Consider the following 14,527-nt stretch of genomic DNA (forward strand, 5'->3'; position numbering starts at 1 on the left):
ATCCTCGCACGCGGTCCGGCCGCCGCCGCGCGGCCGTCCAGGGTGCGGGACGGGGCGACGGGCCGGTCAGGCGTGGCGCCCGGCCAGTGCGCTCTCGCCCGCGGCGCGCATGGCGGCGAGCGGGGCAGGCGACCGACCGGTCATGAGTTCGACCTGGACCACCGCCTGGTGGAGCAGCAGGTCGAGCCCGCCGACGACGGTCGCTCCCCGGGCGCTCCAGGCGGCCGCCAGCGCGGTCGGCCAGGGCTCGTAGAGCACGTCGAAGAGGGTCCCGGGGCGGTCGGGCACCGCGGCGGCGAGGGCGTCCGCGGCACCGGCCGGGGTGGTGGCGATCACCAGCGGCGCGTCCAGCGCCTCGGCGGCGCGCTCCCAGGGAGCGGTCCGCACCGCGACCCCGAGCCGCTCACCCCACTCCGCCATCTCGCGGGCCCGCTCCGGGCCCCGGACGTACGCGGTGACCTCGCCCGTGCAGACGTGGCCCAACGCCGCGAGGGCGGAGGAGGCGGTGGCGCCGGCGCCGAGCACGGCGGCACGCTCCACGCGCGTGACCCCGCGCTCGGCGAGCGCGGCGACCATCCCGGGGATGTCGGTGTTGTCACCGGTGCGGGCGCCGTCCGCACCGAACAGCACGGTGTTGACGGCGCCGACCGAGGCGGCGGCCGGGGTCACCGCGTCCAGCAGCGGGAGTACCGCCCGCTTGAGCGGCATCGTCAGGCTGAGCCCGGCCCACTCCCCGCCCAACTCCGCGAGGAACGCCGGGAGCCGCTCCTCGTCCACCTCGTACCGGTCGTAGCGCCAGGCGGTGAGGCCGAGCGCGGCGTACGCGGCGCGGTGGAGGTCGGGCGAGAGGGAGTGGGCGACGGGCGCTCCGAGGACGGCTGCCCGGCGCGCGTCAGCTGGTGCTCTCCGCGCCGCGCCGTCGGTTGTACTCCTCGCGGAGCTCATTGTGGTCCTCATGGTTGCGGGTGAACTCGGTGGTGACGTCGTCGAGGGTGATGAAGTACATCCACCCCTCGTCGGTCGGGTTGAGCGCGGCCTCCACCGCCTCCGCCCCGGGGTTGCCGATCGCGCCGGGCGGCAGTCCCTTGTGGACGTAGGTGTTGTACGGGTCCTTCTCGTTGAGGATCTCGTTCTCGGTGATGAACGCCTCGCTCTGACCCCGGAGGTAGTTGAAGCTGGAGTCGAACTGCAGCAGCCCGTTGGTCTCGGTGTTGTCGGGCTTGAGGCGGTTGTAGATGACCTCGGCCATCGCGGTGAAGTCGTCGGTGGTCTTGCCCTCGGCCTGCACCAGGCTGGCGACGTTGATGATGTCCAGCGCCGAGTCGAGGCCGAGGCCGGAGGCCGCGTCGGACAGCCCCATCTGCTCGTAGGTGGAGACGGCGCGGTCCACCATCGCCTGCAGGAGCTCCTCGGGCTGCGTCTCCGGGCCGATGTCGTACCGGGCCGGCCAGAGGAAGCCCTCCAGCGGTTCCTTGACGTCCTCGTTGTCCGGGACGGCCCAGTCGGGCAGCTCGACCACACCCGAGGCGGCGACCTCCGCCGTCGTCCCCTCCTCCAGTTCGAGCTTGGCGTCTATCGTCTCGTAGACGGCCGGCGACCGGGTGCCCTCGGGGATGATCAGGGTGTTGAGGGTGGCGGGGTCGGTCATGACCTCGACGGCGGACTGCGCCGACATCTCCTCGCGCAGCGCGTAGTACCCGGGCTGGATGTTGGCGCCCTCCGCCGCCTGGGTGAAGGCCCCGACGCTCGCGACGACGCCCTCGTCCCGGAGCTTGACGCCGATCGCGGTCAGGGTGTCGCCGTCCTCGACCGCGACGAACACCTCGCCCGTGCCCTCGCCCGCGAAGTCCGGCGGCGGGCCGAAGCGGGAGTCGTAGAACTGCTTGCCGAAGTACCCGGCCACGCCGACCGTCCCCAGGAGCAGGACGGCCACCCCGAGGCAGGCGACGCCGCCGCGGCGCTTGGCGGGCTTGTCGCCGCCGCGCCGGCCGCGGCCTTCCTTGTCACCGGTCTCGGCGCTCTCGTCCCAGTCGCCGTCCTCGCGGGTGAAGAAGTCGTTCTCGCCCTGGTCCGGTCCCGGGTCCCAGCCGGTGTCGGGGTCCGGGCCAGGGCCGTCCGCTCCTGGCTCCCCCCGCTCGGGCGGCCGCTGCCCGCCGGGCGGGGCGTGGGCGTTGCCGGCGTGCGGGGCACCACCGCGGGGGTCGCCGTAGCCGTCGTCGTACCCGGAGTCCTGCTGCGGGGCGCCGTCCGCGCCGTAGCCGGGGTTCTGCCGGTTCGCGGCCGCGCCGGCGTCCTGCGGGTGGTGGCCCTGGCCCGGGCCGGGACCCTGCTGCTGGGCGGGGCGGTCGTAGCCGGACCCGGCGCCGTGGTCGTTGCCCTGGCCGTAGCCGTGGTCGCCGTACGGGTCGCCACCGGCGCCGTACCCCTGGCCGCCGCCCTGGCCCGGGCCCTGGGCCTGGGCCTGGTACGGGTCGTAGCCGTGGCCCTGGCCGTAGCCGTGGTCGCCGTACGGGTCGCCACCGGCGCCGTACCCCTGGCCGCCCTGGCCCGGGGCCTGGGCCTGGTACGGGTCGTAGCCGTGGCCCTGGCCGCCCTGGTCGTACCCCTGGCCGCCCTGGTTCCAGCCGCCCTGCTGCGGGCCGCCCGGGCCCTGCGGAGGGTGCTGCCGATGTTGCGCCGGGGGTGCTGCGCCGTACGGGTCGGAGGCTCCGCCGTCCGGGTAGCCCTGCCCGGGGTACCCGTTCTGCTCCTGCGGGTAGCCGTCCCAGGAGCCGTCGCCGGGCCGTCCCCACCCCTGCTCTCCGTAGAGCGGGTCGTTCGGATCCCACGGTTCCGGGCCGGAGCCCCGGCGGTAGTCAGTCATCGGTCCCCTCGCGACGCCGGTGCGGTCCGTCCGGATCTGCCGGACGTTCGAACATCTCCGCGGGTCGTCCGCGATGTTCGATTGACTGCCATCTCGCGCGGCACGTTACCGCACCGCGATCAACCGCCCATCTCGACGCACTGCCCCGGCGGCCGCCCCGAGGTGCGCTCCGTCTCCAGTGCACTCTGCAGGATCACCACCGCCGCGGCCTGGTCGATGCGGCCACGGCCCTTGCGGGAGGAGACCCCCGAGGCCCGCATCGACTGCGCGGCCGTGACGGTGCTCATACGCTCGTCCACCAGCCGCACCGGCACGGGTGTGACCAGTTTCGCCAACTCCCCGGCGAAATCACGCACCTTGAGGGCTGCGGGGCCCTCCTGGCCGCTCAGGGAGCGCGGCAGGCCGACGACGACCTCCAGGGGCTCGTACTCGCCCACGATCGCGCCCAGGCGCCGTAGCGCCCCGGCACGGTCCTTCCCCGGGACGGTCTCCACCGGCGTCGCGAGCAGGCCGTCGGGATCGCTGCTGGCCACGCCGATGCGGGCGTCGCCGACGTCGACGGCGAGCCGCCGTCCGCGGCGCATCACCGCCTCCCGCGGATCGCGGGGGCGCGCCCGGGGGCGGCAGGGGTACGGCGGCGCAGGGTCACCGCTCCCGCCGCCGCGACTCGATACCGGGGCGCTCGACCCGCTCGGGCAGCACCTGCCCCGGGAGCACCCCCGGCTCGTCCGGAGCGTGGTTGAGCCCGAGGGCGTCGTGCAGCTCTCCCTCGCGGCGTGCCATCCCGGAGCGCACGTCGAGCGCGAACTCGCGCACCTTGTGGCCGGTGTCGACCGCCCGGTCGGCGGCGCGCTGCGCCAGCGACTCGGGGGTGAGGGAGCGGAGTTTGCGGTGGACCTTGGTGGTGGCCCAGGCGCCGGCGGCGGCGCCTGCTCCGAACCAGAAGGCACGGCGGAACATGGAAGCGGTTCAGCTCCTCCCGCGCCGGGGACGGCGCGCACCGGGGACGGTGCGGCCGCGCTCCGTACGCGACGTGTCGGGGGTGCGGTTGCCGCGGCGGCCGAGCGCCTGCCGGACGCCGTAGCCGAAGGCGGCGACCTTGACCAGCGGGCCGCCGAAGGTGGTCGAGACGGTCGAGGAGAGCGCGGACGCGTTGGCGGTGACCTCCTGGACATCGGAGGCGATGGCGTCGACCCGGGCCAACTGGTTCTGCGCCGTGCGCACGGTGACCGACGCCTCGCCGAGGAGCGGCACCGCCTGCTCGGTCACGCTGGTCACCAGCCGGGTGGCAGCCCGGAGCGTCTGGGCCAGCCGGTAGAGGGCGACGGCCAGGAACGACACGAGGATCGCCCAGAACACCGCCACCAGAATGCCGGCCACTTCTCCACCGGACACACCGCACCACTTTTCCTCGGTCGTCACTTCTCCGGGCTGCCCCGTCGCCCACCCGTGGGCGACGGACGCGTGCGGAGCCTACCGCGCGGGCGGCCCGCCGCGGTCGCGCGCCGCTCCGCCACGGGGCGGCGCCGGGCGCGGGCCGCGCGCACCGGCCCCGGGTACGCCACTGCCGCCCCGCTTCACGCGGGACGGCAGTGGGGATGCCTCGCTCGCCGCCGGCCGGGAGCCGGCGGCGCGGGCGTCAGCGGGCGTAGTACTCGACGACCAGCTGCTCGTCGCAGATCACGGGGATCTCGCGGCGGTTGGGGTCACGGTCCAGGCGGAAGCCGAGCGCCGGGAGGTTGATCTCCAGGTAGCGCGGGGCCTCGCCCTCACCGGCGTAGCCACCCTCACGGGCGACCTGGAAGGGGTGCTTCTCGCGGCTGCGCTCGCGGACCTGCACGACATCGCCCGGGCGGACGCGGAAGGAGGGCTTGTCGACCTTCTTGCCGTTCACCTGGATGTGGCCGTGGACGACCATCTGACGGGCCTGGTAGATGGTCCGGGCGAGACCCGAACGCAGCACCAGGGCGTCGAGACGACGCTCCAGCTCGATGAGCAGGGCCTCGCCGGTCTTGGCGTCGACCTTGCGCGCGCGGTCGTAGGCGCGGACCAGCTGACGCTCGCTGACGTCGTACTGGGCACGCAGCCGCTGCTTCTCCAGCAGACGGACCTTGTAGTCACTGTTCTGCTTGCGGCCCCGGCCGTGCTCCCCGGGCGGGTAAGGGCGCTTCTCGAAGTACTTGACGGCCTTCGGGGTCAGCGCGATGCCGAGAGCACGCGACTTCTTGACCTTGGGACGCGACTGGTTCACGTGGAACGAACCTCCGCAATAAGTTAGGTTAGGCTTACCTTAGTCGGACAGCGCATTACTTCGCCCAGGGAGCCCCATGACGGGTCAGCCGCGTCCCGCAGACGATGTTCGGCAGCCTCATGCCGCCGAGCGCCTGCGCACTCTAGCCGAATCGGATGCCTCTGCGGTAATCAGCATCCCAGGTCCCCGGGCCGGAGGACAAACCGGCCCCCTCCAGATCACCCACGCCGAGACGCGCGCGGTCGACGCGGACGGCACCGTGGTGATGCTGGTCAGCGCGACGGCGCCCGCCGCCCGCGCGGTGGCGGCCGCCGAACTCACCGCCGTGCACGACGTCGGCGCAGTGCTGGAGATCACGGACGTCGCGCCCGTGGCCGTCCCGCACCGCATCCGCGGCAGGGGGTGGATCAGCGGCCGGCTCGACGCCGTGCCCCGCACCCGCCACGCCGACACCGCACGGCTCTTCGGGGGCCGGGTGCCGCTGCGCGACGGCGGTGAGACCTTCCTCCGCCTCGAACCGGACGACGCCTGGACCGACGACCTGTGGGGCGCCTCCGCGGTCAGCGCGGAGGACTTCGCCGGCTCCCGGCCGGACCCGCTCGCCCGCCACGAGGCCGAACTCCTCCAGCACCTCGCCGGCTCCCACCAGGACCAGCTGGAGGCGCTGTGCGCCTTCGTCGGGGAGCAGGACGCGGCCAGCAGGCCGGCGGTGGAACCGTGGCAGCACGTCGCCCCGGTCGCCCTGGACCGGTTCGGCATCCGGCTGCGGTTCTGGCGGCCCGGCGGGCGCGGCTTCGACGCCCGGTTCGACTTCCACACCCCCGTCGACGACATCGTCGGCCTGCGGCACGCCATGCACCACCTGTTCGCCTCGGTGGCGCGCTGAGCGGCGGAGCTGCGGGGGCGGGACCGTTCGGGGGGGCGGCCCCGCCCTGACAGGGGCTCAGTCCTCGCCGTCCGCCCCCGGCTCGGCGCCGGCCGGGCGGGACGGTTCCCCGCCCGCCTGTTCGCCGGCCGCCCGGTCGCCCCGCGCCGCCTCACCCCGGCCCGCGTCACCGCGGTCCGCCCGCTCGGGGCGCGGCGACCGCCCGGCCAGCCGTTCCCGCACCCGCTCGGCGACCTCCGCGTACCGCGCCTCGGCGCCGTAGCGGGTCGGCCGGTAGTACCGCTTGCCGTGCACCGCGTCCGGCGCGTACTGCTGGGCGGCGATGCCGCCGGGGAGGTCGTGGGGGTACTGGTAGGTGCTGCCGTGACCGAGCTTCGCCGCGCCCTGGTAGTGCGCGTCCCGCAGATGCGGCGGCACCGGGCCTGCCGCGCCCGCCCGCACGTCGGCCAGCGCCGCGTCGATGGCCAGGTAGGCGGCGTTCGACTTCGGTGCCAGCGCCAGCGCCACCACCGCCTGGCCGAGGATGATCCGCGCCTCGGGATAGCCGATGAGCGCCACCGCCTGCGCCGCCGCGACAGCGGTCGGCAGCGCGGTCGGGTCGGCCATGCCGATGTCCTCCGAGGCGGAGATCATCAACCGCCGGGCGACGAACCGGGGGTCCTCCCCCGCCTCGATCATCCGGGCCAGGTAGTGCAGGGCCGCGTCGACGTCCGAGCCGCGGATGGACTTGATCAGGGCGCTGGCCACGTCGTAGTGCTGGTCGCCGTCGCGGTCGTAGCGGACCGCGGCGCGGTCCACCGCCTGCTCCAGCCGCTCCAGCGTCACCGCGGACTCGCCCGCGTCGAGGGCGGAGCCCGCGCCGGCCTCCAGCGCGGTGAGCGCGCGCCGGGCGTCCCCGCCGGCGATGCGCAGCAGGTGGTCCTCCGCGTCGGTCGGCAGCGTCACCACCCCGCCCAGGCCGCGCTCGTCACCGACGGCTCGCCGCAGCAGGCCGCGCAGGTCGTCCTCGGTGAGGGGTTCGAGGGTGAGCAGCAGGGAGCGGGAGAGCAGCGGCGAGATCACCGAGAAGTAGGGGTTCTCGGTGGTCGCGGCGATCAGCGTCACCCAGCGGTTCTCCACCGCGGGCAGCAGGGAGTCCTGCTGCGCCTTGGAGAAGCGGTGGATCTCGTCGAGGAAGAGGACGGTGTCCTTGCCGTAGGCGCCGGAAGACCGGCGGGCGCCGTCGATGACGGCGCGGACCTCCTTGACGCCGGCGGTGATCGCCGAGAGCTCCACGAAGCGGCGGTCGGTCGCCCGACTGACGACGTGGGCCAGCGTGGTCTTGCCCGTCCCGGGCGGGCCCCAGAGGATGACGGAGGCCGGACCGGCCGGACCGCCACCGCCCTCGCCCACCAGGCGGCGCAGCGGTGAGCCGGGGCCGAGCAGATGGCGCTGGCCGAGCACCTCGTCCAGCGTGCGCGGGCGCATCCGTACCGCCAGCGGGCGTCCCGCCGGCTCGCGCTCCTGGCGTTCTTCTGCGGCTGCGGTGAACAGATCGGGCTCCACGGCGGCAACCCTACTCGCGGACGCCGACAGCCCGCCCGCCGAGGGTGGACGGGCCGGGGAGGGCGCGCGGGCCGCCGGCGGGCCGACCCGGAGCGGACCGGGTCCCGCGGACCGGGCCGGCTGGAGGGCTCAGGCCCAGAGGGCGCTGCCCCAGTTGGTGAAGACGAGCATCAGCACGATGCCGACGTGCAGCGCCGGCAGCAGCCAGTGGAACTCCAGCACGGTACGCCGCAGCCCCTCCGGCGCCGGCAGGACGCGATGGCGCAGGTTGTGGACGGTGGTGTACCAGAACATCACGATGGTGGCGAGCCAGGCGAGGCAGCACCACAGGCACAGCGCCGAGATGACGTAGAGGGACTGGTACATCAACCAGGTGCAGAAGAGGACGCCGAAGAGGGTGCCGCCCTGGAGGCCGAGCCAGAACCAGCGGCGGTACCGCGCGCCGGCGACCAGCCCCATGCCGATGGCGATCACCGCGCCGTAGGTGACCAGCCCCAGCATCGGGTTGGGGAACCCGAACACCGACGCCTGGTCGCTCTGCATGATCGAGCCGCAGGAGACGACGGCGTTGATGCTGCACGCCGGGTCGTACTCGCTGTCCTCCAGCAGGTTGAACTTGTCGATCGTGATGACCCACCCGGCGAGGAGGCCGAGGAAGCCGGTCACCACCAGCAGCCAGGCGAAGGGCCGGCCTGCGCCGATCGGCGCACCGGGCGACGGCTCGGCGTTCTCCGCGTCCGGTTCCCGGTGCGCTGCTGTCGTTGTCATGTGGTGGGCGTCCCGTCATCGGCTCGCGGTGGGGGCCGGCACCCCGCGTGCGGGACCCGGCGACAGCCCATTGTGCACGAGCGGTGTCGGTTCCCGATAAGGCCGGACGGACCGGATCTCAGGACCGGCCGAGCCTGCGGACCAACTCCTCGACGGCACCGTCGAGCGCCACCGCCGTCTGCTCACCGCTGGCGAGGTCCTTCAGCTGGACCTCCCCGGCCGCGAGGTCGCGGTCGCCCGCCACCAGCGCGAACCGGGCGCCGGAGCGGTCGGCGGACTTCATGGCGTTCTTCATGCCCTTGCCGCCGAAGGCGAAGTCGGCGGCGACGCCGGCCCGCCGCACCTCGGTGACCAGCGCGAACAGCGCGCTGCGGGCCTCCTCGCCGATCGGCACCGCGTACACCTCGGTGGCGGGCGGCAGCTCGGGACCGACACCCTCGGCGTCCAGCGCCAGCACGGTGCGGTCCACGCCCAGCGCCCAGCCGACCGACGGCAGCGCCGGGCCGCCGATCATCTCGGAGAGGCCGTCGTACCGGCCGCCGCCCCCGATCGCGGACTGCGCGCCGAGCCCGTCGTGAACGAATTCGAACGTAGTACGGGTGTAGTAGTCGAGACCGCGCACGAGACGGGGGTCGTCCTCGAAGGTGATGCCGGCGGCGGTCAGCAGCTCCCGGACCCGCGCGTGGTACGCGGCGCAGTCGGCGCAGAGGTGCTCGCTCATCAGCGGCGCGCCCGCCAGCTGCTCCCGGACCGCGGGACGCTTGTCGTCCAGCACCCGCAGCGGGTTGATCTCCGCCCGCGCCCGGGTGTCCTCGTCGAGGTCGAGTCCGCGCAGGAACTCCTGCAGCGCCTCGCGGTAGACCGGGCGGCAGGTGCGGTCGCCGAGGGAGTTGAGGAGCAGCCGCACTTCTCGCAGGCCGAGCGACCGGTGGGCCTCCACCGCCAGGATGATCAGCTCCGCGTCGAGGGCCGGGTCCTCCGCGCCGACCGCCTCGGCGCCGACCTGCGAGAAGTGCCGGTAACGGCCCTTCTGGGGGCGCTCGTAGCGGTAGTAGGAGCCGGAGTACCAGAGCTTGACCGGCAGGTTGCCGGACTTGTGCAGGTTGGCCTCCAGCGCGGCGCGCAGCACGGAGGCCGTCCCCTCCGGGCGGAGGGCGAGTTCGTCGCCGCCGCGGGTGGTGAGGGTGTACATCTCCTTGGTGACGATGTCGGTGGACTCGCCGACGCCGCGGGCGAAGAGGCCGACGTGCTCGAAGCCGGGGGTCTCCGCGTAGCCGTAGCCGGCGCGGCGCAGCGGGGCGGACATCGCCTCGCGGACCGCAAGGAACCGCGCGGAGTCGGGCGGGAGCAGGTCGTAGGTGCCCTTGGGCGCCCGGAAGGTGTTCACGGTCTGGTCGTCACATTCCTCGTCGGGGGGCGGCGGGCGGTGCTGCACCGTCCGCCCCGGGGCCGGCTGCCGACTCCCGCAGGAACGGGTTGGTGGCACGCTCGTGGCCGATGGTGGTCTGGGGGCCGTGCCCGGCGAGGACGACCGTGGTGTCGTCCTGCGTGCGGCAGACGCGGTCCAGGGAGCGGAGGATCTCCGCGTGGTCGCCGCCGGGCAGGTCGGTGCGGCCGATGGAACCGGCGAACAGCAGGTCCCCGGTGAACAGGATCGGGGGCACGTCGGCCTGCGCCGCGAGGCCGAAGGTCACCGAGCCGGGGGTGTGGCCGGGGGTGTGCGAGACGACGAACTCCAGGCCCGCGAGGCGCAACGTGGTGCCGTCCGCGAGCTCGCGCAGGTCGTCGGGTTCCCCGAGGGTCAGGTCGCCCATCAGCTTCTCGCCCAGGCGGCGGCCGAGCGCCTTCTCCGGGTCGCCCAGCATGTAGCGGTCCCCGGGGTGAATCCACGCGGGGATGTCCCGCGCGCCGCAGAGCGGGGTCACCGAGGCGACGTGGTCGATGTGGCCGTGGGTCGCCAGCGCGGCCACCGGCTTGAGGCCGTGCTTCTCCACCGTCTGCGCGACGGCGTCCGCGGCCTGGTGGCCCGGGTCGATGACCACGCACTCCTCGCCGGCGGCGGGGGCGACCAGATAGCAGTTGGTGCCCCAGGCCCCTGCGGGGAAACCGGCGATCAGCATGGCGGTCCCACCTCTCCTCGCGGCTCCGGCTGCGACGGCGCCCCGGGGAGGACCGCTGCCCTCCCGGCGTGGTCGCCGTGCGTCACCGCACCCTACCGGCGGCCGGGATCACGGCGCCAACCGGTTCTCCCTCCGCCGGGGCACCGCGGCCGCCACCCGTCGGGCCAGGGGCCCGGCTGTCCGGACCTGGCGGAAGTTGGGTCCCTGGAGGTGCGGACAGCCGCCCCGCCCGTCGCCTATGTTGGGGCGTGGGGCGGGGCACTGCGTGGTGCGGCCGCCACCGGACGGCACGGCCGACGCGCACGGGCCGTCCGGGCTGGGAACTGTGGACGATGCCACCCGGGCGACGACCGGGCGGGCGTCAAATGGAGGAGGCGCTGTGAGCAGCGATCCGTGGGGTCGAGTGGACGAGACCGGCACCGTGTACGTGCGGACTGCCGACGGGGAGAAGGTCGCCGGCTCCTGGCAGGCGGGCTCGCCGGAGGAGGCTCTCGCTTACTTCGAGCGGAAGTACGAGGGCCTGGTGGTCGAGATCGGCCTGCTGGAGCGCCGGGTGCGGACCACCGACCTGTCGGCGAAGGACGCCACCGCCGCCATCGTCCACCTGCGCGAGCAGGTGGACGCGGGCGCGGCTGTGGGCGACCTGGACGCGCTCTCCCGGCGGCTCGACACCCTGGTGACGACCGTCGGTGAGCGCCGGGAGCAGCGCAAGGCCGACAAGGCGAAGCAGAGCGAGGAGTCCCGCAGGGCCAAGGAGGCGCTGGTCGCCGAGGCCGAGGAGCTGGCCGCCAGCGAGCAGTGGCGCTCCGCGGGCGAGCGGCTGCGGGCGCTGGTCGACACCTGGAAGGGCCTGCCGCGACTGGACCGCAGGACCGACGACGAGCTCTGGCACCGGTTCTCCCAGGCGCGGTCGGCGTTCTCCAAGCGCCGCAAGGCGCACTTCGCCTCGCTGGACGCGCAGCGCGAGGAGACCAGGCGCCGCAAGGAGAAGCTGATCGCCGAGGCGGAGAAGCTCTCCACCTCGACCGACTGGGCGCCCACCGCCGCGCGCTACCGCGACCTCATGCGGGACTGGAAGGCGGCCGGGCGGGCGCAGCGGGACGCCGAGGAGGACCTGTGGGCGCGCTTCCGGGCGGCCCAGGACGTCTTCTTCCAGGCGCGCGGCGCGGTCTTCGACGAGCGCGACGCGGAGCAGCGCGAGAACCTGACGCGCAAGGAGGAGCTGGTCACCGAGGCGCAGAAGCTGCTGCCGATCACCGACGTGAAGGCCGCCCGTGCCGCGCTGCGGTCGATCGGGGAGCGGTGGGAGGCGATCGGCCACGTGCCGCGTGACGCCCGCGCCTCGGTCGAGGGCGGTATCCAGGCGGTGGAGCGGGCCGTCGCGGAGGCCGAGGAGGGCGAGTGGCGCCGGACCAACCCCGAGGCGCGTGCCCGCGCCGCGGGCCTGACCGGCCAGCTGCAGGAGGCCGTCGACAAGCTGCGGCGCCAGGCCGACCAGGCGCGTGCCGCCGGCAACACGGCGAAGGCGGAGAAGCTGGAGCGTGAGCTGGCGGGCCGCCAGGAGCTGCTCGACCAGGCGGTCAAGGGGCTGCGGGAGTTCGGCGGCTGAGCCGAGCCCTCCCGGCCGACGGGCCGGTGGCGTCGCGGTGTGCACCGCGTCGTCGCCGGCCCGTCGTCGTGGGCGGGGGCGCTCCCGGGGCCGTCAGCCGCCGCGGCGTGCGGAGGTGACGCGGTAGACGTCGTAGACCCCCTCGACGCCGCGCACGGCACGCAGCACGTGGCCGAGGTGCTTGGGGTCGCCCATCTCGAAGGTGAAGCGGGAGATGGCCACCCGGTCGCGCGAGGTCTGCACGGCCGCCGAGAGGATGTTGACGTGCTGGTCGGAGAGAATCCGCGTCACGTCGGACAGCAGCCGGGAGCGGTCCAGCGCCTCGACCTGGATGGCGACCAGGAAGACCGAGGACTGGGTGGGCGCCCACTCGACCTCCAGCATCCGCTCCGGCTCGCGGGAGAGCGCGTCGACGTTGACGCAGTCGGCGCGGTGGACCGAGACGCCGCTGCCGCGGGTGACGAACCCGATGATCGGGTCGCCCGGCACCGGGGTGCAGCAGCGGGCCAGCTTGACCCAGACGTCGTCGGTCCCCTTGACCACCACGCCGGGGTCGCCGCTGCTGCGGCGCCGGCCCAGCGAGGCGGGCACCGGCGGCGCGGTCTCGGCCACGTCCTCGTTGGCGGCCTCCTCACCGCCGACCGCCTGCACCAGCTTCTGCACGACGCTCTGCGCCGAGACGTGGTTCTCGCCGATCGCCGCGTAGAGCGAGGAGATGTCGGGGTAGCGCATCTCGTGGGCGAGCGTGACCAGGGAGTCGCCGGTCAGTATGTGCTGGATCGGCAGGTTCTGCTTGCGCATCGCGCGGACGATGGCGTCCTTGCCCTGCTCGATCGCCTCGTCGCGCCGCTCGCGGGAGAACCAGCCGCGGATCTTGTTGCGGGCGCGGGGCGACTTGACGAAGCCCAGCCAGTCCCGGGAGGGGCCGGCCCCCGACGCCTTGGAGGTGAAGACCTCGACGGTGTCACCGTTGTCGAGGGTGGACTCCAGCGGGACGAGCCGGCCGTTGACCTTCGCCCCTATGGTGCGGTGCCCGACCTCGGTGTGGACGGCGTAGGCGAAGTCCACCGGGGTGGCCCCGGCGGGCAGCGCGATGACATCGCCCTTGGGGGTGAAGACGAAGACCTCGTTGCGGGAGAGGTCGAAGCGCAGCGACTCCAGGAACTCGCCCGGGTCCTCGGTCTCCTTCTGCCAGTCGAGCAGCTGCCGCAGCCAGGCCATGTCGTTGACCGCCTCGCCCGCCTTCTCTCCCTTGCGGGCGGGGGCGTCGCTGCGGACCTTGGAGGCGCCGGCGACGGCCTGCTGCTTGTACTTCCAGTGCGCGGCGATGCCGTACTCGGCGCGCCGGTGCATGTCGAAGGTGCGGATCTGGAGTTCGACGGGCTTGCCGCCCGGTCCTATCACCGTGGTGTGCAGCGACTGGTACATGTTGAACTTGGGCATCGCGATGTAGTCCTTGAACCGCCCCGGCACGGGGTTCCACCGCGCGTGGACGGTGCCCAGCGCGCCGTAGCAGTCGCGCACGGAGTCGACGAGGACGCGGATGCCCACCAGGTCGTAGATCTCCGCGAAGTCCCGGCCGCGGACGATCATCTTCTGGTAGACGCTGTAGTAGTGCTTGGGGCGGCCGGTGACGGTCGCCTTGATGCGGGCGCCGCGCAGGTCGCCGAGGACCTCGTCGATGACCGTCGCCAGGTACTCGTCCCGCTTGGGGGCGCGTTCCGCGACGAGGCGGACGATCTCGTCGTACATCTTGGGGTAAAGGATGGCGAAGGCCAGGTCCTCCAGCTCCCACTTGATGGTGTTCATGCCCAGGCGGTGGGCGAGCGGCGCGTAGATCTCCAGCGTCTCGCGGGCCTTCTGCTCCTGCTTCTCCCGCTTCAGGAACCGCATGGTGCGCATGTTGTGCAGCCGGTCGGCCAGTTTGATGACCAGGACGCGGGGGTCCTTGGCCATGGCGACGACCATCTTGCGGACGGTCTCCGCCTGGGCGGCCTCGCCGAACTTGACCTTGTCCAGCTTGGTGACGCCGTCCACCAGCAGGGCGACCTGGTCGCCGAAGTCGCGGCGCAGCGTGTCCAGGCCGTACTCGGTGTCCTCGACCGTGTCGTGGAGCAGCCCGGCCATCAGGGTGGCGGGGTCCATGCCCAGCTCGGCCAGGATCGTGGTCACGGCCAGCGGGTGGGTGATGTAGGGGTCGCCGCTCTTGCGCTTCTGGCCGCGGTGCCAGCGCTCGGCCACCTGGTAGGCGCGCTCCAGCTGCCGGAGGACGGCGGTGTCCGCCTTGGGGTCGTTGGCACGCACCACCCGCAGCAGGGGTTCGAGCACGGGGTTGTACGGGGTGGAGCGCTGGACGCCGAGCCGTGCCAGGCGGGCGCGCACGCGGTTGGAGGAGCCCGAGCGGCCGGAGATGCCGGAGACCGGGGGCTGCGGCGCGGGGGCGGCGGCGGGCGGGGCGGGTGGCGGGGTGGGGGCCGCGGGCCGC

General features: G+C 73.8%; 13 protein-coding genes. 2 read left to right on the forward strand and 11 right to left on the reverse strand.

Annotated features, from left to right (window positions below):
• Positions 1-66: 66 nt before the first annotated feature.
• The 6 genes from HCN56_RS07760 to rpsD form a co-directional block, all read right to left on the reverse strand.
• Complete coding sequence (locus HCN56_RS07760) at positions 67-945, reverse strand: shikimate dehydrogenase (protein WP_167968758.1); 879 nt, start codon at positions 943-945, stop codon at positions 67-69.
• Positions 893-2,863 carry an endolytic transglycosylase MltG gene (gene mltG, locus HCN56_RS07765; protein WP_167968759.1) on the reverse strand — a complete coding sequence of 657 codons (1,971 nt, stop codon included), beginning with the start codon at positions 2,861-2,863 and terminating at the stop codon, positions 893-895. The genes HCN56_RS07760 and mltG overlap by 53 nt, the downstream gene beginning before the upstream one ends.
• 119 nt (positions 2,864-2,982) lie before the next feature.
• The gene (ruvX, locus tag HCN56_RS07770; RefSeq protein ID WP_167968760.1) at positions 2,983-3,447 is read right to left on the reverse strand and encodes a Holliday junction resolvase RuvX; all 465 of its coding nucleotides are present in this window, start codon (positions 3,445-3,447) and stop codon (positions 2,983-2,985) included.
• 61 nt (positions 3,448-3,508) lie between these two features.
• Positions 3,509-3,823: a DUF6167 family protein gene (locus HCN56_RS07775; protein WP_167968761.1), complete on the reverse strand. Its 315-nt coding sequence runs from the start codon at positions 3,821-3,823 to the stop codon at positions 3,509-3,511.
• 9 nt (positions 3,824-3,832) lie between these two features.
• Positions 3,833-4,258: a DUF948 domain-containing protein gene (locus tag HCN56_RS07780; protein WP_167931510.1), complete on the reverse strand. Its 426-nt coding sequence runs from the start codon at positions 4,256-4,258 to the stop codon at positions 3,833-3,835.
• Positions 4,259-4,502: 244 nt separating this feature from the next.
• The gene (rpsD, locus tag HCN56_RS07785) at positions 4,503-5,114 is read right to left on the reverse strand and encodes a 30S ribosomal protein S4 (protein ID WP_167968762.1); all 612 of its coding nucleotides are present in this window, start codon (positions 5,112-5,114) and stop codon (positions 4,503-4,505) included.
• Positions 5,115-5,379: 265 nt separating this feature from the next.
• On the opposite strand from rpsD, the gene HCN56_RS07790 reads away from it, so the two are divergent.
• Entirely contained in the window at positions 5,380-6,000 is a 621-nt protein-coding gene (locus HCN56_RS07790; RefSeq protein WP_312871117.1) for a DUF2470 domain-containing protein, read from the forward strand.
• A 57-nt stretch (positions 6,001-6,057) separates the two neighbouring features.
• Here HCN56_RS07790 and HCN56_RS07795 read toward each other — a convergent pair whose 3' ends face one another.
• From HCN56_RS07795 to HCN56_RS07810, 4 genes are all read right to left on the reverse strand, one after another.
• On the reverse strand, positions 6,058-7,545 hold the full coding sequence (locus HCN56_RS07795; RefSeq protein ID WP_167968764.1) for a replication-associated recombination protein A: 1,488 nt from the start codon (positions 7,543-7,545) through the stop codon (positions 6,058-6,060).
• A gap of 129 nt (positions 7,546-7,674) precedes the next feature.
• Positions 7,675-8,313, reverse strand: coding sequence for a vitamin K epoxide reductase family protein (locus HCN56_RS07800; protein ID WP_167968765.1), 639 nt, complete (start codon positions 8,311-8,313; stop codon positions 7,675-7,677).
• Positions 8,314-8,431: 118 nt separating this feature from the next.
• Complete coding sequence (gene hisS, locus HCN56_RS07805; RefSeq protein ID WP_167968766.1) at positions 8,432-9,700, reverse strand: histidine--tRNA ligase; 1,269 nt, start codon at positions 9,698-9,700, stop codon at positions 8,432-8,434.
• Positions 9,701-9,710: 10 nt separating this feature from the next.
• A complete protein-coding gene (locus tag HCN56_RS07810; protein WP_167968767.1) occupies positions 9,711-10,433 on the reverse strand; it encodes an MBL fold metallo-hydrolase in 723 nt (240 codons plus the stop codon).
• A gap of 379 nt (positions 10,434-10,812) precedes the next feature.
• On the opposite strand from HCN56_RS07810, the gene HCN56_RS07815 reads away from it, so the two are divergent.
• Complete coding sequence (locus HCN56_RS07815) at positions 10,813-12,042, forward strand: DUF349 domain-containing protein (protein WP_167968768.1); 1,230 nt, start codon at positions 10,813-10,815, stop codon at positions 12,040-12,042.
• Between the two features lie 93 nt (positions 12,043-12,135).
• On the opposite strand, the gene HCN56_RS07820 is transcribed toward HCN56_RS07815, so the two are convergent.
• Positions 12,136-14,527: RelA/SpoT family protein (locus tag HCN56_RS07820; protein WP_167968769.1), on the reverse strand; the 2,392-nt coding region annotated here is incomplete at its 5' end.

The organism is Streptomyces lonarensis (assembly GCF_012033735.1).
GTDB lineage: Bacteria > Actinomycetota > Actinomycetes > Streptomycetales > Streptomycetaceae > Streptomyces > Streptomyces lonarensis.

Excerpts from the sequence above, each read along its gene's own strand:
- HCN56_RS07760 (WP_167968758.1), bottom strand. The coding sequence starts at position 945 with ATGAGCTCCGCGAGGAGTACAACCGACGGCGCGGCGCGGAGAGCACCA.
- mltG (WP_167968759.1), bottom strand. The coding sequence starts at position 2,863 with ATGACTGACTACCGCCGGGGCTCCGGCCCGGAACCGTGGGATCCGAAC.
- ruvX (WP_167968760.1), bottom strand. The coding sequence starts at position 3,447 with ATGCGCCGCGGACGGCGGCTCGCCGTCGACGTCGGCGACGCCCGCATC.
- HCN56_RS07775 (WP_167968761.1), bottom strand. The coding sequence starts at position 3,823 with ATGTTCCGCCGTGCCTTCTGGTTCGGAGCAGGCGCCGCCGCCGGCGCC.
- HCN56_RS07790 (WP_312871117.1), top strand. The coding sequence starts at position 5,380 with ATGCTGGTCAGCGCGACGGCGCCCGCCGCCCGCGCGGTGGCGGCCGCC.
- HCN56_RS07800 (WP_167968765.1), bottom strand. The coding sequence starts at position 8,313 with ATGACAACGACAGCAGCGCACCGGGAACCGGACGCGGAGAACGCCGAG.
- HCN56_RS07810 (WP_167968767.1), bottom strand. The coding sequence starts at position 10,433 with ATGCTGATCGCCGGTTTCCCCGCAGGGGCCTGGGGCACCAACTGCTAT.